The sequence below is a fragment of the Bradyrhizobium sp. 149 genome (assembly GCF_023073915.1).
In the GTDB taxonomy this organism is placed as follows: Bacteria; Pseudomonadota; Alphaproteobacteria; order Rhizobiales; family Xanthobacteraceae; genus Bradyrhizobium.
On record NZ_JADPKK010000020.1, the window covers coordinates 286,938 to 305,903 of the forward strand.

The window sequence follows — 18,966 nt, forward strand, 5'->3', positions numbered from 1 at the left end:
GGATCCCACTAGCCCTCAACCCAGAGCGAGCAACGCCGTCTCACTGGCAGTATTGCTTGCCTTCAAATGTATGGCATTCGCCCCCTTCGCTGCTGACCGGAGCAGACGGCGCGCGCGGGGCTCGACTCGTGGCGGGATACGGCCTTTGGCTTCTGCGGCGGATCGGGACGCCGCTGGCACACCCCCTGGGCGTCCAGCACGAAGTTGTTGTCACAGACGATCAGGCCGCAGCGGTCGCCGACCGCCTTTTGTCTCCTCGCACAAACCAGCGGACAGATGCGATTGGGCCGGGCGCGCACCGCATCGAGCGCGTCGACGCCGCGCATGCCGACGGAATGACCACCGCCGTCCCGCCAAAACACAAGCTGGTGCGGTTCGCCGGCGCGTCGCGGACGCCAAACGGTCGGTTTGCGCCCCATGATTATGGGTGTCGCGGCGTCCGCGCCGCGGCTAAGCTTGGCCCTGCGCCGCGGGGGACACGCGGTGCAGGCCGATGATCATGACCGAACAAGGCGAGACGGGTGAAGCCATCACCATCCTCCTCGTCGAGGACGACGCGCCGACCTGCTGGCGGCTCCACGACGCGCTGGTGAAGGCCGGCTACGAGGTGCGCAGCGCCAGCACGCTCGCAGAGGCCCGCTCCGGGCTCGGCGAGCGGGCGCCGCGCGTGCTGCTCACCGATCTGCGGCTGCCCGACGGCCACGGCGTCGAGCTGATCCGCGAGACAAGGCGGCGCTTTCCCGATACCGAGATCATGGTGATCTCGGCGCTCGGGGACGAAGAAAGCGTGATCTCCGCGATCACGGTCGGCGCCACCGGCTATCTCCTGAAGGACGCGTTCCCCACGGACATCGCCACCACCGTGCGCGATCTAGTCGCCGGCCATTCGCCAATCTCGGCCTCGATCGCCCGCTTCATCGTGCGCAGAACGCAAGGTACCCCGCAGAATGCGGCCGAGCCTCCGCCGGGTCCCGCCCTCAACACCGCAAGGCTCACCCCACGCGAGATCGACATCCTCTGGGGCATCGCCAAAGGTTTCAGCTACGCCGAGATCGCGAGCCATCTCGGCCTCTCCAGGCAGACCGTGCCCGGCCACATCAAGAACATCTATCGCAAGCTCGAGGTGCACACCCGCGGCGAAGCGGTGTTCGAAGCGGTACAGCAAGGCCTGATCAAGCTGTGAGCGAGATCGCGGCGAAGGCACCGGTCAAACCGGCACGGCGCCGGCTGCTGGTCTCGCGCCTCGTGCCCTATCTGCTGCTCCAGGCGCTGATATTGGTCGCCACCATCCTCGGGCTGCGGCTGCTCCAGCCCATCGACCCCGACGACTTTGCGCTGAGCGAGTTCTCGCTGCGCGAGGACGGCGTGGCGCGTCCCGTGACGCTGCCGCATTTCACGTCGTCGCGCTATTCCCTGGCCGACCCACCGCTCTACACCGGCGGCTTCACCTTCCGCCGCGGCGATGTGGCGTCGGGATGGTCGGTATTCCTGCCGCGCTTCAGCAACGCGGTCGAAGTCGCGATCAACGGCGTCGTCATCCTGGATTCCCGACGCGATGCCAACGCCAACCGGCCCGACCGCAACACCCCGCAGATCGGGTCGATCCCGTCCTCGCTGCTGCGCGAGGGCGCGAACGAGATCACAGTGCGGCTGTTGGTCTGGGGACCGCTCAAGGGCTTTCTCGACACCGTCTATGTCGGGCCGGATGCGGCCTTGCGGCCCGCCTACGAGACGCGCACGCTGATGTTCGTCACGCTGCCCGTCGTGTTCTCCGCCTGGCAGTCGATCCTCGCCGTGATCCTGGCGATCATGTGGCTGATGCGCCGCCGCGAGCCTGTTTACGGCGTGCTGGCCGTGGCGATGGTACTCGGCGTGGTGCAGGCCTTCGCGCCCCCGCCGGTGCCCCCCGTCAACACGTCGCGGCTCGCCGCGGTGTTGCTCGCGTCCGCACCGATCGAGAGCGCCCTGGTCGTCGTCTTCGGCGTGCTGTTCTTCGGCTGGCGCTGGCCGCGTTACAGCATGCTGCTGTTCGCCCCGGGGCTCGTCGTGTTCGGTGTCGGGCTGATCGGAGGCCCGCCGCTGCCGCGCATTCTGTTTCTCGTGCTCGGCATTCCCACCGTCGGGCTCTGCCTGTTCCTGATGGCCTGCGTCACCGCTGCCGCGGTGGTGCGGCGGCAGGACGCGGCAAGCTTCACGCTCGGCTGCGCGGTGACCATCGTGCTGATATGCTGGGTCCACGACATGCTGTCGGTGTTCGAGATCGTGACCGACGAGCGCATCTTCCTCTCGCGCCTGTCCTATTCGGCGATGCTGGTCGCGATCGGCGCCGGCTTGACCTGGCGGTTCGCGCGCGCGCTGAACCAGGTCGACAGCTTTGCCGGCCAGCTCGTAACCCGCGTACGCGAGGCAGAGGAACGGCTGAAGGCGAGCTTTGCCCGTGAGGAGGAGCGTGCACGGGCCGCCGCGCTTGCCAGTGAGCGCACACGGCTGATGCGCGACCTGCATGACGGCCTCGGCGGCCAGCTCATCAGCATCGTAGCACTGTCCGAGCGTGGCCATGAGGGCGCGACCATCACCGACGCCGCCCGCGCGGCGCTGAAGGACCTGCGTCTCGTCATCGATTCCATGGACGACATCGGCGGCGACCTGATGCTGGCGCTCGGCTCCTGGCGCGAGCGCGCGACCGCGCAATTGCGCCCGCACGGCATCGCGCTCGACTGGCAGGTGGCGACGCCGCAGGGGCTGCCGCTGCATCCCGAGCTCAGGCCATGGCATGTCATCCAGATCGTGCGCATCCTCGACGAGGCCGTGACCAATGCGGTCAAGCACGCTGAGGCCCGCCACATCGCTGTTACCATCGAGACGGTCGATGAAGGTCAGGAACCGTACGGTGTGATCAGGGTCGCGGATGACGGCAAGGGCTTTGCGAACGGTTCTGCGCCGGTCGGCAACGGCGGGGCCGCGGACGCGAGCCAGACCGCGCGGGGCCTTCGCAACATGAAGAGCCGTGCCGCGCGTTGCGGGGCGACGCTCAATCTGAGTTCGGATTCCTCAGGCACGCGCGTGCGACTGCAATTGCCGCAGATTTTCCCCGACAGCGATGCCGCCGTGGGCTGAAAAGCCCCTCTCCGAACGTGTGGGACGCGCGGAGAGAGGGACGGGCCGGATGATCTGCCTGCGGAGGATGGGGGATTCGTTCGCAAGGCTCCTTCGCCCGAACTCTTTTGTCTTTCTCAGCGCACGCCGACGCGATTGACCGGACCACCGCGATTCATCGGCGTGCCCGCGCGCACGCCGACACCGGGCGCACCGACCCCGGGTGTCGCGACCGCGACCGCGGCGGCCGGCGCAACCACCACTGCTGCTGTCGGCCGCACCACGCAGCCCTTGGGTATTCCGACCGTCTTGCAATAGACCACCGCTTGCGCCGGGCTCGTGCCCAGCGACACCATCGCCGCGCCTGCCAGCGCCAAAATCGTCAGCCCGGCGCTGAGCGCTCCCGCTCTTTTCGACATCTTGCTCTCCTGCTTCCCGTTCGGCGTCCCGATGCAATCCACCGGATCTCGCAGCCGACGTGCAGCCTGAATGACAAAAGACGGGGCGCGGATACATGCCATGAAAATGGGGGTACGGCGACGGGGCGGGTTGGCCGATGCCATGAACATGGCATGGACCTGCGCCCGGCCCCCACGAGATGGTCCGGCTCGCTTGATCCCAAGCGGGATCAACGACATTCTCAAAGAGGTGCCTTATGAAGAATTCGGTTCTTGCCGCGCTGCTGCTGGCCGCCACCGCCCTGCCCGCCGCTGCGCAATCCGGTCCGACCCCGCAGGAGCAGATGACCTGCCGAAGCGACGCCAGCAAATTCTGCGCCGAACATATCGGCAAGCCGCCGCAGATGAATGCCTGTCTGCGCGAGAACAAGTCGAAGCTTTCGGAAGGCTGCCGCAAGGTTGTGGAGACGCACGGCGGGTGAGCCAACCGTCATTCCGGGATGCGCGCGCAGCACGCGAGTCCGGAATGGCTTCGCGGGCAAGCGCCTCTGCGGAGCGAACCATCGCTCGCGATCGCGAGGAGGGACGCTAGTCGTCGTCGAGCCCGAACAGCCTGACCTGCGGGAAGCCGCCGCGCGGCCGGCTCGGGACATCGCGCGCGTCGGAATCTTCGCGGATGTTGCGCGCGACGTCATCCCAATCGGTGCGATCGCGCATGCCACGCGGCTCGCGGTAGTCGTAGTGGCGGCGCTCGACCCAGCGCTCGCGGCGCTCCGTCCGGCGCCGTTCAGACCCGGCACGCTTTACGTCAGAATCTCTGGCCTTGGCATAGGCGTTGTCGGGTGAGGATGACGGCTCTGTCGACGCTTGCTGTGCTGCAGCTTTCGCGGCTTGCGGAGGCGATGCCGGTGCCGGCCTGGGCGGCTCCACCGCAGCCGCCTGCGAAGGCTGTTGCGCTGGCGGTTCAGCGTTGGCCTGAGTGTTCTGCGTATCGGGCTTCGCGGCTTCGGATTTTGCTTCGGGCTTGGTTTCGGATTTGGCTTCGGCTTTGACTTCGGCCTGCGCCGGCGCGGTGACCATGGCGCCGAAGGCTTGCGAGCCAGTGAGATATTGCAGGCGTTCGGGTGGCGCGTTCGTCGCGGGCTTGATGTCAGCGCGCTGCGCTATCTTGCTGGTATCAAGCCCCTGCTTGGGCGAGACCGGATTCATGATATTGCCGGCGACAATGCCGCCGCCGAGACCAATGGCGATGGCTGCGACAATGGTTCCGGCACCGACGAAATAGGCTGTCGAGGCGCGCATTGGTCCACTCCCTTTGGAGCGGGCAACGCTTGTCGATTGCCGGATGTTCCTGATACGGGCGTAGTTCCGGGAGGAACTTACGCGTCAGATCTGCTGCGCGACCTTCTCGAGCCCGATGATGCGCGCGAGCTTGCGCACTTCCTCTTTCTGGTCGTCACGCAGTTGGAACAGCAGCGGCATCGCGGCCGATTTCAACTGCTGCACCTCGTCGCAATTGGGATCGATCGGCACGCCCTGCACGTTCGGATTGGACAGCTTGTTTGCCGAGATTTTGCGGACAACATTACGCAACGCAGTTTCGACCGAGGGCCAGTAATATTCCTGCGACGACGACAATTTCAGGCGATCCCTGATACCTGCGATCTGTATGTCGGACAGCAATGAATAGGTTTTCTGCGGCTGCGGCTTGGCGACGACCTTCGGTTTGGCCGGGACTTCGACGGCAGGAACCTCTGCAGCGACCGGAGCCTCGTTCACGTTCGCCTTGGGCATCGGGAAATCGGACGGCGTGGCGGCAGCGAACGCCTGGCGCAGCGGCTCGGTCAGCACGGGCATTTGCGAGAGCTTGTCGGCCGGAACCTGGACCGGGTCGATCGCGGCCGAGGCCAGCGCCAGCGTCGGAACCAGACGGTCGGCCTTGGCGGCCCGGTTGGTTGCAAGCGGCTTGGACGCCGGGACCTGCGTGATCATTTCGGCGCTGACGCTGGGCACGCTGTCGCGGCCGAGAATGGCGGTGGTGGCGGCGCCGAGGACGAGGAAGCAGGTCAGCACGACGATGGTGATGGCTTTCGACAAACGTCTCTCCGCAACCGGCTTCAAGTCCACGTGATCACTGCCCGGAAACTGGGCGATAATTAAGGCTTAACCGTGCCATTGCGGCGGCAATCGCGCGGACTGCGGCGACGCTGCCCCGAAAACTCAAGAAAATCAGGCAGCTAGCGCCAGTTCGTAAGCGTCCTGGATGTCGGCCACGATCTCCGAGGCCTCCCAGACGCCGCGCGGTTCGACCGATTGCAGCGTCACCGTCCAATTGCCGCCCCGGCGGGTGCGGGGGACGCTGACGATATCGAAGCGCACATTGCGGCACAGCGGGTGGCGGGCCAGCGCATGGGCGACGCGAACGCGAATTTCGTCCAGCGAAGCCGCCGTCTTGGCGTTCAGATAATCGAAGTCCATCGCCTGTCCCTCTCGGTCCTGGTTGGCGCCTTGAGAGGGATTCTTCGCCGGCGATGGTTAATCTGCCGTTAAGTGGAGCGGGCCGGAGGTATGCGGGATTAACCGTGCTGATGAGGTGAGCACGCGGCACCACCCCGCCCGTTCGTCACGGGGAGGCAAAAAGGGCCTCACCGTTTCTCAATCACCAGGCTTTGCACCGCGCGGCCGAAATAGCCCTGCCGGTCGGCGAGCCGCGACATTGCAAGCCCGGCGCCGTCAGGACCGATCCAGGAATCGCCGTCGAGCAGGATCCATTCGCCGATCGGCTGGCGCGAAAAGTTCACGGTGAGATCGGCGTTGATGTAGGTCCAGGCGCGGAAGTCGAGCGTCGAGGCAGTGCCGTTGGAGAAATCGGCGGCGACCACGGCGCGCATCGCCTGCGAGAGCGCTTCGCCCGCGATCAGGGGATGGTCGACACGAAACCAGATCGCGCCCGCGCCGGCCTGGCCGAAGCGGCCGCGCGCGGCGCGCATCGAGACGGAGCGCACGAACGGGCTGGTGGCGGCATGACCGTCCTCGAGCAGCGAGTCCTCCGGCGACGGCAGCGCAACGGGCAGCGCCTTCACGTGGTCGGGCAGCGTCAGCGCCTGGCGCTTGATCTTGAGCACGGTGGCACCGACCACCTGCACGCCGTCGGCGAGCAGCTTGACCCCGCAGAGCTGGATCTTGCGGCCCTCGCGCAAGATTTCGGTCGCAATCGTGAGCGGCGCCACCGGCACCGGGCGCATCAGGTCGATGGTGACGCGCGCAATGTCCATCGTTACAGGCGTCGGAATGCGCTCAGCCGCCCAAGTCACCAGCGAGGCCGGCGCCGAACCGTGCTGCATACGCGGGTCCCATGGGCCAGCGGCATCCGGGCTGGTGACGACACTGTTGCCGTCGACGCGGTAGATCGGGGTCATCGCTCAAATCTCAGTTGGCTGAAATGCTGGCGACTCAGCAAAAGGTGTCGTCCCGGCCTTCGCCGCGCCGACAATGATCACAGCGGCGGATCGACCGCCTCGTCGTATTCCTTCTTGAAGCGCGCGATCATTTCGGCGGCGGGCACGATGCCGTCGATGCTGCCGACACCCTGGCCCGAACCCCAGATTTCCTTCCATGCCTTTGGCTTGGCGCGCTCGCCGGAGGCGTCGGTGCCGAAGTTCATCTTGGAGGGATCTGACGTCGGCAGGTTTTCCGGATCCATGCCGGCGGCGAGAATCGACGGCTTCAGATAGTTGCCGTGCACGCCGGTAAAGAGATTGGAATAGACGATGTCGTCGGCGCTCGCGCCCGCGATCATCTCCTTGTACGTCTCGACCGCATTGGCCTCCTTCGTCGCGATGAAGGCCGAGCCGATATAGGCGAAGTCGGCGCCGAGAATGCGCGCCGCGCGGATCGCCTTGCCGTTGCCGATCGCGCCCGACAACGCGATCGGGCCGTCGAACCATTTTCGCGTCTCGGCGACGAAAGCCAACGGCGAGATCGTGCCGGCATGGCCGCCGGCGCCCGCCGCGACCAGGATCAGGCCGTCGGCGCCCTTCTCGATCGCCTTGTGCGCAAATTTCTGGTTGATCACATCGTGGAAGACGATGCCGCCCCAGCCATGCACGGCCTGATTGAGCTCCTCGCGCGCGCCGAGCGACGAGATGATCATCGGCACCTTGTACTTGGCGCAGAGCTGCATGTCGTGGTCGAGCCGGTTGTTCGACTTGTGCACGATCTGGTTGACCGCAAACGGCGCCGACGGCTTGTCGGGATGCGCGCGGTCATAGGCCGCGAGCTCTTCGGTGATCCGCGCCAGCCACTCGTCGAGCAATTCCGGCGGCCGCGCGTTCAGCGACGGAAACGAGCCGACCACGCCCGCCTTGCACTGCGCGATCACGAGATCTGGCACCGAGATGATGAAGAGCGGCGAACCGATCACGGGGATCGACAGGCGTCCCCTAAACAAGGCAGGCATGGACATTGCGAGACGATCCTCTGTTGGTGGTCAAACCGAAGTCGGGAGCCATACCAACAAGGCAATCTTTCCACTGTCAAGTACTGCGTTTTGGCGCCGTGGAGGACGCCGTTACCGCAATTCCAAGCCGCGGAATTCGTCACGGGGCGACGACATCACGCAATCAGATCCGGATTGATCAGCCGCTCGAACGAGAACATCTCGTCCCACTTCTCCTGCGTGAGCAATTTCCGCTCGACCACGACGATCTGGTGCAGCGACTTGCCGCTCTTGTAGCCCTCGCGCGCGATCTCGGCGCATTGCTTGTAGCCGAGCAGCGGCTTCAGCACCGTGACGATGCCAAGCGAGTTCAGCACCATGTTGCGGGTGTGCTCCTCGTTGGCGGTGATGCCCACGACGCAATTCTCGCGCAGGCTGTTGACCGCGCGCTCCATGGTGCGGATCGAGAAGAACAGCGCGAACGAGATCACCGGCTCCATCACGTTGAGCTGGAGCTGCCCGGCGGACGCCGCAAGCGTCACCGTGGTGTCGAGCCCGATCACGAGGAAGCTGGTCTGGTTGACGACCTCGGGGATCACTGGATTGACCTTGCCGGGCATGATCGAGGAGCCCGGCTGGAGCTGCGGCAGGTTGATCTCGTTGAAGCCGGCGCGCGGACCCGAGGCGAGCAGGCGGATATCGTTGCAGATCTTGGTCAGCTTGCTCGCCGTGCGCTTGAGGACGCCGGAGAGCTGCACATAGGCGCCCGTATCCGACGTCGCTTCGACGAGGTCGCCTGCGAGGATGAAGTCGACGCCGGTCAGCGCGCTCAGATGCCGAACCGCGAGCTTGGGATAGCCGTGCGCCGCGGTGACCGAGGTGCCGATCGCGGTGGCGCCGAGATTGATCTCGCGCAGCAGCGCGCGGGCCTCGGAAATTCGATCGACCTCCTCGCCCATGGTGGTGCCCCAGCCGCGGAATTCCGCGCCCAGGGACATCGGCACCGCGTCCTGCAAATGGGTGCGGCCCATCTTCAGCACGCGATCGAACTCCCTGCCCTTGGCGAAGAAGGCCTCCTGGAGCTGGCGCAGCGCCGTCATGTAGCTCTCGAGCCGCAGGATCAGCGCCAGCCGGAAGGCGGTCGGATAGGTGTCGTTGGTCGATTGACCGTAATTGACGTGATCGTTGGGGCTGACATGCTGGTAGTCGCCCTTGGCAAAGCCGAGCGATTCCAGCGCGAGATTGGCGATCACCTCGTTCGCGTTCATGTTGGTGGAGGTGCCGGCGCCGCCCTGGATGAAATCGGTGACGAACTGGTCCATCATGTCCCCAGCGATGACGCGATCGCAGCCCACGATGATGGCTTCCGCGACTTTGGTATCCACCGCGCCGAGATCGCGGTTGGCCATGGCGGCGGCCTTCTTGACGTAACCGAGCGCCTTCACGAAGTAAGGCTCCTGGTTCATCGGAATGCCGGTGATGTGGAAGTTCTCCTTCCCGCGGATGGTCTGGACGCCGTAGTAGATGTCGTCGGCGATCTCACGCTGTCCGAGGAAGTCCTGCTCCGTACGGCTCATGGGCGCTCCTTGCTTGCTCGCGCGACGTCCTCAGTTCTGGCACAGCGCGCTGGTGACGAAAGTATCAGTGCGGCAGTCATCCGGTTTGCGTTGCCTGCCCGGGATCAGAACCTTGGCCGAGCATTTTTCCGCGGAGTCGGCATTCAGGCTCTTGCCTTCCGTGTAGCCCTTGCTCTGGCAGAGTTTGTCGGCGGCGAGCTTGCAGTCGGGCGCACCGTTCGACGAGGCCGGACAGGCCACGCGTCCCGACACCATGGTCGATGGCTTCGCCAGGCGCGACAAATCGTTCATGGTCTCGCTCGGGCTTTTGATCGGCGGTAGGATCGAGGGCAGCTTGTCGAACAGCTTGCCCATTTCGTTGATCAGCCCGGGATTGTCCTCACGCGCCGGCGGCGACCCAGGAGTTGGCGTCGAGGGCGGCGGTGCGGCTTGCGGCCCCTGCTCCTGCATGCCGAGTGATGGCGGCGCGGATTGCGGCCATCCGGTCCCGCCAGCGCCGAGCAGGAGCAACAGCGCTGCTGAAGTCATCGTCCCCAGCCGCACCGCCGGATTGCCGGATCGAACCATCATGACGGCAACCGTAGCCGAACCGGACGCGGTGGCAAAGCGCCTTGGGTTAGATCAATTTGACCGCGACGACAAAGCCGAGCACGAGCACCGCGGCGCCGATTGCCACCCACAATCCGAGATGCTTTTCCATCCTGATCCGGATCCAGTCGCCGTAGCGGTTGAGCAGAATCGCCACGATAAAGAAGCGACCGCCACGCGCCACGATCGAGCACAGGATGAAGAGCCCGATATTGTAACCGGCAAAGCCGGACGTGATGGTCACGAGCTTGTAGGGGATCGGTGTCAGGCCCTTGAGCAGGATGATGATCGCGCCCCATTCGGCATAGGAGGCGCGGAAGGCATCGACCTTGCCGCCGAGGCCATAGACCTGGATCAGCCAATGGCCAACCGAGTCGAAGAGCAGCGCACCGATGGCGTAACCCAGCAGGCCGCCCAGCACCGACGTCGCGGTGCAGATCGCGGCATAGACCCAGGCGCGCTGCGGGCGCGCCAGTGACATCGGGATCAGCATCACGTCCGGCGGGACGGGAAAGAACGAGCTTTCTGCGAAAGCCACGGCACCCAGAATCCAGAGCGCGTAAGGCTTGTGAGCGGCGTCGATGCACCAGTCGTAGATACGTTTCAGCATGGCGCCGCGATGAAGCACCATGGGACAGATTTGTCCATCGCGAGTTTTATGACGCTTTAGTGGCGCTTGCGCGCCACGCGACCCTCGAGCGCGGCAATTGGCCGCCTGGAGGCAACGCGCGGCGACGCAACTTTGGGCAGCTTCATCGCCGACTTCGGCAGCTTCTCGGCGATGCCGAGCATGTCTTCACGCCGCGTCATCTCGCGCCAAACGTCCTCGGGCCGCACGCCGGCCGACGCCCAGAGCACGGTCAGATTGTAGAGCAGGTCGGCGCTTTCCCGGATCACGGCTTCGCTATCGCCGTTGACCGCGTCGATGACGACCTCGATAGCCTCTTCAGCCAGCTTCTTCGCCATTTTTGACGGGCCGCGCTGAAACAGCCGCGCGGTGCGCGATGTTGCCGGATCAAGATCCCTGGCCGCGAGCACAGCCAGATATAGCCGCTCAAGCGAATCACTCATGGTACTCAAAACTACTCTAAACCAATGGCAAACGCGTTAACGCGCGACAATTAAAGCAAAAAACAGACCGGCGCGGCAAGCGCGACGGTCCATTTTGGTCAACCTCTGGTAGCCAGGGCTAATAGCAGTTCTGGTGATAACCCTGACCGCAGAGCTCCGACGGAGCGGTGCCGCCATAGCGCTGATATTGGTAGTTCGGGCCCGGCCCATAATAAGGGCCGTTGCCGTAATAGGCAGGGCCACTGTAATAGGCGGGGCTGCCATAATACGGCCCGTCGTCATAGGCGTAGGCGTTACGGGTCGCCGCGATCGCAAGGCCGGTGCCGACGATCCCGGCAAACGCCGCGGCAGCCGCTGCGCCACCGCCGCCGCCATGCCAGTGGCGACCGCCGGCGTATGAGGCAGTCGGGGCAATCGCAGTCACTGCCAGCACCGCTGCGGTGGCAAGAACGGCCTTGCGGCCGGTAAATTTCGAAAAGCTGTCAAACATGTCCTGGACCCTCCTTGGGACCTCGAATTGGTGCCTGACGACAGGCTCATGTCTGTCAAACACCCGCATCCCATGTTGGGTTCCGCAGCCCCAACACAAGCTGAACGGGGTTGCGTAATCGTGACGCAACCGCCGCTCATGCGCCGTTCATCTTGGCGCGGAGAGAGTCATTGCCAGCCGGCGCTCCGAGCGTCACGAACCATAACAATGCGGGACCGGCGCGACCGATGTTTGGATTCAAGGCCATCGCCCTTCGCCGCCTGTTGGCTGTTACGATCTCGCTTGCCGTCCTCGCCGCAAGTAACGTCGATGCGGCTGAGACCGCCGCGCCATCCATTGCAATCCACTTCACCTTCGACCGCCCGATCGATGCGAGCATGGCGCCATTCTTTCTTGCCGCAAAGGACGGCAGTTTCGGCGCCGAACGTCTCAACGTCGCCTTCGGCAGCGCGGCCGGATCGCCGGAGGCGCTTGCGCGCGTCGCCAAGGGCGACAGCGAGCTCGCGCTCGTCGACATCAACGAGTTGATCCGCTTCCGCGACAAGGATGATGCCGCACCGGTCAAGGCGGTGTTCGTGCTGTTCAACCGCGCGCCCTACGCGATCGTCGCCCGCAGGAGCCGTGGCATCCACCTCCTGCCCGACCTCGACGGCAAGACCATCGGCGTCGCCGACAGCGATCTGTCGATGCGGCTGTGGCCGGCGCTGGCACAGCAGAACGGCATCAACACGGCTCACGTGAAATTCCACAAGATAAGCGCCGCGGTCCGCGAGCCGATCCTCTCCGCGGGACAGGTCGATGCCGTCGCCGGCTTCAGCTATCTCTCCGCAGTGAACCTGCGCGACCGCGGCGTGCCAGGCGACGATCTCGTCGTGCTTCGTTATGCCGACTATGGTTGCGAGGCCTATGGCTTTGCCGTCGTGGTCAACCCGGCTTTCGCCGTGGCCAAGCCGGACGCAGTGAAGGGATTCGCCCGCGCATTGATCGCCGGCATCAACGCAACTGTGAAGGACCCGGCACGTGCAGCGAACGAGGCCGCAAGCCGCATGGATGGCGGCGACCGCGATCTGGAACTGGAGCGCCTGCGCACGGTCCTCGTCGACAACATCCTGACCGATGAAGTCAGACGCAACGGCCTCGGCGGCATCGCTCCGGCGCGCATGGACCGCTCGATCGAACAGATCGCGCAGGATTTCAAATTTCGCAAACGGCCGGCGGCGGGCGACATCTTCGACGCCGGCTTCCTGCCGCCGCTCGCAGGGCGGCTGATCAACTGAGCAAAACCGACAGCTTCCGCTATATCTCGCGGGCGATCCCTGATTAGAGTATGCGCTCACACCGTTCCAGCCGCCCGAGTTCGTCGTCCCATGCCCATCTTCCGCCTCTACACCCGCGTTCTCGAGCTGCTCGGCAAGGAGGCGCGGCTGGGCTGGCTGCTCGCGGTCGTCAATCTCCTGCTTGCGGGCTCGCAATTCGCCGAGCCGGTGCTGTTCGGCCGGATCGTCGACGTGCTCTCCGGCAAGACGGTCGCAGGGTCCAACTCGGCCTGGCCGTTCCTGGTCGCCTGGGTCGCCTTCGGGCTGTTCACCATCGCCTGCAGCGCGCTCGTAGCGTTGCAGGCCGACCGGCTCTCCCACCGCCAGCGGCAGGCTGTCCTGACGGACTATTTCGAGCATATCCTGCAACTGCCACTGACCTTCCATTCGGGCACCCATTCGGGCCGGCTGATGAAGGTGATGCTGAACGGCACAGATGCGCTGTGGCGATTATGGGTCGGCTTCTTCCGCGAGCATTTTGCCGCCATCCTGTCGGTCGTGGTGCTGCTGCCGCTGTCGCTCTACCTGAACTGGCGGCTGGCGATCCTGCTGTTCGTGCTCTGCATCGTCTTCACGGGGTTGACGACCTTCGTGGTGCGCAGAACCTTCGGCATGCAAATGGAGGTGGAGGAGCACTACAGCGAGCTCTCCGCGCGCGCTTCCGACGCCCTCGGCAACGTCGCGCTGGTGCAGAGTTTCGTGCGCGTCGAATCCGAGGTGAAGGGCTTGCGCTCCGTCGCCGACCAGTTGCTCGCCGCGCAAATGCCAGTGCTGTCCTGGTGGGCGCTCGTCACCATCATCACGCGCGCCTCCACCACGATCACGGTGCTCGCGATATTCACTTTCGGCATCGCGCTGCACGACCAGGGACTGACCTCGGTCGGCGATATCGTGATGTTCGTGAGCTTCGCGACACTTTTGATCCAGAAGCTCGAGCAGGTCGTGAGCTTCATCAACAACGTGTTCATGGAAGCCCCGCGCCTGCGCGAGTTCTTCAACGTGCTCGATGCGGTGCCCGCGGTGCATGACCGGCCCGATGCGATCGACGCGGGTCGGCTCTCCGGCCTCGTCGAATTCAACGACGTCACCTTCTCCTATGACGGCAAACGGCCGGCGGTCGAAGATCTCTCCTTCACCGCGCTGCCTGGCCAGACCATCGCGCTGGTCGGCGCGACCGGCGCCGGCAAGTCGACTGCGATCGCGCTGCTGCATCGCGCCTTCGATCCGCAGTCCGGCTTCATCAGGATCGACGGTATGGACGTACGCGGGGTGACGCTAACGTCGCTCCGGCGGAACATCGGCGTGGTCTTTCAGGAGGCGCTGCTGTTCAACCGCTCGATCGCGGAAAATCTGCGCGTCGGCAAGCCGGACGCCACCGAGGCGGAGATGCGCAAGGCGGCGGAGCGCGCGCAGGCGCTCGAATTCATCGAGCGCAGCGGCGGCTTCGAGACCAATGCCGGCGAGCGTGGCCGCATGCTGTCGGGCGGCGAGCGCCAGCGGCTGTCGATCGCCCGCGCCCTGCTGAAGGATCCACCGCTCCTGATCCTGGACGAGGCCACCAGCGCGCTCGACGCCGTGACCGAGGCCAAGGTGAATGCCGCTCTCGACGAAGTGATGAAAGGCCGCACGACCTTCGTGATCGCCCACCGTCTCTCCACCATCCGCAATGCCACGCGGATTCTGGTGTTCGAGAACGGGCGTGTGATCGAAAGCGGAACTTTCGATGAACTCGTGGTCAAAGGCGGCCATTTCGCCGATCTCGCCAGGGCCCAGTTCATGGTTCAGGAGAACGCACGGGCCAGCGTGACAGCGGCTGAGGCTGCGGCGACTGCCGCCAGGTCGCCTTAGCAAGTCCCCATACTATCGTCGAAATTCGGCCTATTTCATTGCGGAATACCCCGTTGATGCCCCTATTCCCGACGCATGAGCCGGTATAGGTTTGCGGCGCCGCAAGCAGCGGCGCTGGATTTCAGAACCGAACATCAGATCGCGAGAGCCGACCGGAACCGGCGGGTCTCCAAGGACCGGAATCGGATAGTGCACGCTCTTCACCCGCTGCTTCGCAAATCCCTGTTCACCCTGTTCGCTGCGACACTCGCATGCGCCGCATCGCTCGCGCCGCGCGCGGCGAGCGCCGAAGCACTGCTCCTGATCGAAGCCGACAGCGGCAAGGTGTTGCAGGCGGAAAACGCGACCATTCCCTGGTATCCGGCTTCCGTCACCAAGATCATGACTGCCTATGTCACCCTGAAGGCGGTCAAGGATGGCAAGCTCACGCTCGACACGCTGCTCACGGTGTCGCCGACGGCAGCCTCGCAGTCGCCGTCGAAGATGGGGTTCCGCCCTGGAACGCAGCTCACCGTCGACAACGCACTCAAGATGATGATGGTGAAGTCGGCGAACGATATGGCCGTGGTGCTTGCCGAAGGCGTCGGCGGCTCGATCGACGGCTTCTCCGCGCTGATGAACGATACCGCGCAGAAGCTCGGCATGACGCAGACGAGCTACGTCAATCCGAATGGCCTGCCCGCCGACGGCCAGATCACGTCGGCGCGCGACCTCGGGATTCTCGCGCGCTCGTTCCTGCGCGATCTGCCCGAGTACGAGTATTTCGTGCACATTCCGGCAATCCGCTTCGGCAAGCGCGTCACCGGCAATTTCAACAAACTGATCGGCCGCTATCCCGGCGCCGACGGTTTCAAGACCGGCTTCATCTGCGCCTCCGGCTACAACCTGGTCGCATCGGCCACGCGTAACGGCCGCCGGTTGATCGCCGTCGTGCTCGGTGCCAACTCCGGTACCGCGCGCGCGGTGAAGGCGGCGCAGCTGCTGGAGCGCGGCTTCTCGCAAGATAATCTCACGTGGCTCCGCCCCTCGCTCGGCACGGTTGACAAGCTGGTCCCGGTCGACGCCTCGCCGCCGAACCTGCGCGACGACATGTGCGGCGGTCATCGCAAGCGACCGGCCAGCGACGATGACGACGCGCTGATCGCGGCAAATGGCGGCACGACGGGATCGGCCTCGGCCACCGGCGGCGAAGCCCAGGTTACCTTCTTCACGGCCGGGCTTCAGCCGCCCCTGATGAAGGCCTCCGAGCTGATGGCCTCGGCCCCGGCGGCCGCCGACCCCGTGCTGGTCTATACCGGTCCGACCCGCACCGGGACCGCCCTGATCGCGGCAGTCGCGGCCGATGCCGACCAGCAGGCAACTCCGAAACCGCGTGGCAAGAAGTCGCGCGTCGCCAAGAAGCCTGACGCGGCAGACAAGCCAGCCGACAAGCCGAAGGATGCCAAGCCTCCCGCCAAGACGGCGGCGGCGAAGCCGGATGCCAAGCCAGCCGACGGCAAGACCGCAGCCAAGCCGGCCGGGACCAAGCACGCGGCGGCCAAGTCTAATGCGGCCAAATCTGATGCGGCGGCAAAACCTGCGGCAAACGGCGATCCCGCGCCCAAACCCGCCAAGCCCAAGGCTGCGATCAAGCCCGCCGCCAAGCCGGCCAACAACAGTTAACGGCACAGAGTTGAAACCGCGCCCTCACTTCGCACTGCGGCAGCGCGGTTCTCGACGATTCCGGTAGCTACTCCCCGACCTTTGCCCTAAGCGACGACGACTTGCCACCCGTTCCGGCAAGCTCGATACTGGCGGTAACGAGGCAAGCCCGAGACACAACGGGCTCTGGTATATGAGGGGAGTTTTCCATGGAGCGCATCTGGCTCAAGCAATATCCGCCCGGCGTGCCTGCCGATATCGAGCCGACGCAATATTCATCGCTGGTCGACCTCCTGGAGGAGAGCTTTTCCAAGTTCGCCGACCGCAAGGCGTTCATCTGCATGGACAAGTCGATCAGCTATCGCGACCTCGACCAGATGTCGCTGGCGATGGCGTCCTACCTGCAAGGGCGAGGCCTGCAACGCGGCGCTCGCGTCGCCATCATGATGCCGAACGTGCTGCAATATCCGGTCGCAACCGCCGCGGTGCTGCGCGCCGGTTTCGCCGTGGTCAACGTCAACCCGCTCTACACGCCGCGCGAGCTCGAGCACCAGCTCAAGGATTCCGGCGCCGAAGCCATCATCGTGCTGGAAAATTTTGCCCATACCGTCGAGCAGGTGATCGCCAAGACCGACGTGAAGCACGTCATTGTCGGCAGCATGGGCGACCTGCTCGGCTTCAAGGGCGTGATCGTCAATCTGGTCGTCCGCCGCGTCAAGAAGATGGTACCGGCCTGGTCACTGCCGGGCGCGGTGTCGTTCAACGATGCGCTCTCGGCCGGTCGCGGCATGTCCTTCAATAAGCCAAAACTGTCGCCCGGCGACGTCGCCTTCCTGCAATATACCGGCGGCACCACCGGCGTCTCCAAGGGTGCCACCCTGCTTCATCGTAACATCGTCGCGAACGTTCTGCAGAACGACGCCTGGCTGCAGCCGGCAATGGCCGCGCCGCCGCATGTCGATCAGCTCATGGTCGTCTGCGCGCTGCCGCTCTATCACATCTTCGCCCTGACGGCCTGCTACCTGCTCGCGGTGCGCGCCGGCGGCTGCAATCTCCTGATCCCCAATCCGCGCGACATCCCGGGCTTCATCAAGGAATTGGCGAAATATCAGGTCAACAACTTCCCGGCCGTGAACACGCTCTACAACGGCCTGATGCACCATCCCGACTTCAAGAAGCTCGACTTCTCCAAGCTGAAAATCTCGAACGGTGGCGGCATGGCGGTGCAGCGCCCGGTCGCCGAGCAATGGAAGGCGATCACGGGCTGCTCCATCGCCGAAGGCTACGGCCTGTCGGAGACTTCTCCGACCCTGACCTGCAACACCACGACGGATCCCGAGTTCAACGGCACCATCGGCATCCCCGTGCCCTCGACCTGGATCTCGATCCGCGACGACGACGGCAACGAGATGCCGCTCGGCCAGCCCGGCGAGATCTGCGCCAAGGGCCCGCAGGTGATGTCGGGCTACTGGAACAGGCCGGAGGAGACCGCCAAGGTGATGACCGCGGACGGTTATTTCCGCACCGGCGACATCGGCATCATGGACGAGAAGGGCTACACCAAGATCGTCGACCGCAAGAAGGACATGATCCTGGTCTCCGGCTTCAACGTCTATCCGAACGAGATCGAGGAAGTGATCGCGAGCAACCCGGGGGTGCTCGAATGCGCCGTCATCGGCATCCCCGATTCCAAGTCGGGAGAGGCGGTGAAGGCGTTCGTGGTCAAGAAGGACCCGAACCTCACGGCGGAGGCCCTGGTCAAGTTCTGCCAGGAGCAGCTGACGGGCTACAAGGTGCCCAAGCACATCGAATTCCGCACCGACCTGCCGAAGACCAATGTCGGCAAGATCCTGCGCCGGCAGCTTCGCGACGAGAAGAAGGCGGAGGCGGCATAAGGCGCACCGCTGGTTCATGACTGAATTCGGCGACATCACGCCGGCCGGCATTCTCGCCTTCTGGCGCGCGGCCGGTCGCGAGCGCTGGTACAGGCACAGCGACGCTTTCGACGCGGAGGTCAGGCGCCGCTTTCTTCTGCTATGGAAGAGGGCAACTGCCGGCGAACTGGCCTCTTGGGAAGACAGCGACGAGGGCGCACTCGCGCTCGTCATCGTGCTCGACCAGTTTGCGCGCAACATGTTTCGCGGCACATCGCAGGCCTTTGCCAGCGACGCGCTGGCGCGGGACGTCGCCCGCCGCGCTATTGCGCGGGGTGCAGATCAAAGGATCGATCCGGTCCTGCTCGAATTCCTCTATTTGCCCTTCATGCATTCCGAACACCTGGCCGATCAGCTGCATTGCGTCGCGCTGTTTCAGAACACCGACAATGCCGAGAATTTGAAATACGCGCGGGAGCACGCCGACATCATCCGGCGGTTCGGCCGCTTTCCCCACCGCAACCGCCTCCTCGACCGCGATACCACCGAGGAGGAACAGGCCTTCCTCGACGGCGGCGGTTTTGCCGGCTGATGACATAACGGTGAAGGGCCGTGTCCCTCGCCGCCTC

At 64.8% G+C, this 18,966-nt stretch carries 20 protein-coding genes; 8 read left to right on the forward strand and 12 right to left on the reverse strand.

From position 1 onward, the window contains the following. Positions 1 to 62 precede the first annotated feature (62 nt). Entirely contained in the window at positions 63 to 419 is a 357-nt protein-coding gene (locus IVA88_RS16400; protein WP_247498265.1) for a hypothetical protein, read from the reverse strand. 80 nt (positions 420 to 499) lie between these two features. Between IVA88_RS16400 and IVA88_RS16405 the strand changes: the two genes are divergently transcribed. Then, positions 500 to 1,183: a response regulator transcription factor gene (locus IVA88_RS16405; RefSeq protein WP_247498266.1), complete on the forward strand. Its 684-nt coding sequence runs from the start codon at positions 500 to 502 to the stop codon at positions 1,181 to 1,183. Then, positions 1,180 to 3,117, forward strand: a complete 1,938-nt coding sequence (locus IVA88_RS16410) for an ATP-binding protein (RefSeq protein WP_247498267.1) — start codon at positions 1,180 to 1,182, stop codon at positions 3,115 to 3,117. Before IVA88_RS16405 ends, IVA88_RS16410 begins: the two co-directional genes overlap by 4 nt. 116 nt (positions 3,118 to 3,233) lie before the next feature. On the opposite strand, the gene IVA88_RS16415 is transcribed toward IVA88_RS16410, so the two are convergent. Then, positions 3,234 to 3,515, reverse strand: coding sequence for a hypothetical protein (locus tag IVA88_RS16415; RefSeq protein ID WP_007597469.1), 282 nt, complete (start codon positions 3,513 to 3,515; stop codon positions 3,234 to 3,236). A 236-nt stretch (positions 3,516 to 3,751) separates the two neighbouring features. Here IVA88_RS16415 and IVA88_RS16420 point away from each other — a divergent pair, with 236 nt between their 5' ends. Further along, positions 3,752 to 3,976, forward strand: coding sequence for a cysteine rich repeat-containing protein (locus tag IVA88_RS16420; protein WP_247498268.1), 225 nt, complete (start codon positions 3,752 to 3,754; stop codon positions 3,974 to 3,976). A gap of 106 nt (positions 3,977 to 4,082) precedes the next feature. Here IVA88_RS16420 and IVA88_RS16425 read toward each other — a convergent pair whose 3' ends face one another. The 10 genes from IVA88_RS16425 to IVA88_RS16470 form a co-directional block, all read right to left on the reverse strand. After that, positions 4,083 to 4,796, reverse strand: a complete 714-nt coding sequence (locus tag IVA88_RS16425; protein WP_247498269.1) for a hypothetical protein — start codon at positions 4,794 to 4,796, stop codon at positions 4,083 to 4,085. An 84-nt stretch (positions 4,797 to 4,880) separates the two neighbouring features. Further along, complete coding sequence (locus IVA88_RS16430; protein ID WP_247498270.1) at positions 4,881 to 5,591, reverse strand: hypothetical protein; 711 nt, start codon at positions 5,589 to 5,591, stop codon at positions 4,881 to 4,883. Positions 5,592 to 5,723: 132 nt separating this feature from the next. Next, on the reverse strand, positions 5,724 to 5,972 hold the full coding sequence (locus IVA88_RS16435) for a hypothetical protein (RefSeq protein WP_247498271.1): 249 nt from the start codon (positions 5,970 to 5,972) through the stop codon (positions 5,724 to 5,726). A gap of 167 nt (positions 5,973 to 6,139) precedes the next feature. Beyond that, positions 6,140 to 6,913 carry a thioesterase family protein gene (locus tag IVA88_RS16440; protein WP_247498272.1) on the reverse strand — a complete coding sequence of 258 codons (774 nt, stop codon included), beginning with the start codon at positions 6,911 to 6,913 and terminating at the stop codon, positions 6,140 to 6,142. A 77-nt stretch (positions 6,914 to 6,990) separates the two neighbouring features. Continuing rightward, positions 6,991 to 7,959, reverse strand: a complete 969-nt coding sequence (locus tag IVA88_RS16445; protein WP_247498273.1) for a nitronate monooxygenase family protein — start codon at positions 7,957 to 7,959, stop codon at positions 6,991 to 6,993. Between the two features lie 149 nt (positions 7,960 to 8,108). Further along, the gene (locus IVA88_RS16450) at positions 8,109 to 9,509 is read right to left on the reverse strand and encodes an aspartate ammonia-lyase (protein ID WP_247498274.1); all 1,401 of its coding nucleotides are present in this window, start codon (positions 9,507 to 9,509) and stop codon (positions 8,109 to 8,111) included. Between the two features lie 30 nt (positions 9,510 to 9,539). After that, positions 9,540 to 10,079, reverse strand: coding sequence for a hypothetical protein (locus IVA88_RS16455; RefSeq protein ID WP_247498275.1), 540 nt, complete (start codon positions 10,077 to 10,079; stop codon positions 9,540 to 9,542). Positions 10,080 to 10,125: 46 nt separating this feature from the next. Next, complete coding sequence (locus IVA88_RS16460; RefSeq protein ID WP_247498276.1) at positions 10,126 to 10,728, reverse strand: YqaA family protein; 603 nt, start codon at positions 10,726 to 10,728, stop codon at positions 10,126 to 10,128. 35 nt (positions 10,729 to 10,763) lie between these two features. Then, complete coding sequence (gene hisE / locus IVA88_RS16465; RefSeq protein WP_247498277.1) at positions 10,764 to 11,168, reverse strand: phosphoribosyl-ATP diphosphatase; 405 nt, start codon at positions 11,166 to 11,168, stop codon at positions 10,764 to 10,766. A 118-nt stretch (positions 11,169 to 11,286) separates the two neighbouring features. After that, the gene (locus tag IVA88_RS16470) at positions 11,287 to 11,658 is read right to left on the reverse strand and encodes a hypothetical protein (RefSeq protein ID WP_247498278.1); all 372 of its coding nucleotides are present in this window, start codon (positions 11,656 to 11,658) and stop codon (positions 11,287 to 11,289) included. 227 nt (positions 11,659 to 11,885) lie between these two features. Here IVA88_RS16470 and IVA88_RS16475 point away from each other — a divergent pair, with 227 nt between their 5' ends. The 5 genes from IVA88_RS16475 to IVA88_RS16495 all read left to right on the forward strand — a co-directional run bounded on the left by IVA88_RS16475 (position 11,886) and on the right by IVA88_RS16495 (position 18,929). Then, positions 11,886 to 12,935: an ABC transporter substrate-binding protein gene (locus IVA88_RS16475; protein WP_247498279.1), complete on the forward strand. Its 1,050-nt coding sequence runs from the start codon at positions 11,886 to 11,888 to the stop codon at positions 12,933 to 12,935. Between the two features lie 90 nt (positions 12,936 to 13,025). Then, entirely contained in the window at positions 13,026 to 14,822 is a 1,797-nt protein-coding gene (locus IVA88_RS16480) for a glucan ABC transporter ATP-binding protein/ permease (RefSeq protein ID WP_247498280.1), read from the forward strand. Between the two features lie 189 nt (positions 14,823 to 15,011). Then, a complete protein-coding gene (locus tag IVA88_RS16485) occupies positions 15,012 to 16,484 on the forward strand; it encodes a D-alanyl-D-alanine carboxypeptidase family protein (protein WP_247498281.1) in 1,473 nt (490 codons plus the stop codon). Positions 16,485 to 16,672: 188 nt separating this feature from the next. Beyond that, positions 16,673 to 18,358 (forward strand): long-chain fatty acid--CoA ligase, encoded by a 1,686-nt coding sequence (locus IVA88_RS16490; protein ID WP_247498282.1) that lies wholly within the window; start codon positions 16,673 to 16,675, stop codon positions 18,356 to 18,358. Positions 18,359 to 18,374: 16 nt separating this feature from the next. Continuing rightward, positions 18,375 to 18,929: a DUF924 family protein gene (locus IVA88_RS16495; RefSeq protein ID WP_247498283.1), complete on the forward strand. Its 555-nt coding sequence runs from the start codon at positions 18,375 to 18,377 to the stop codon at positions 18,927 to 18,929. The last annotated feature ends 37 nt before the right edge of the window (positions 18,930 to 18,966 follow it).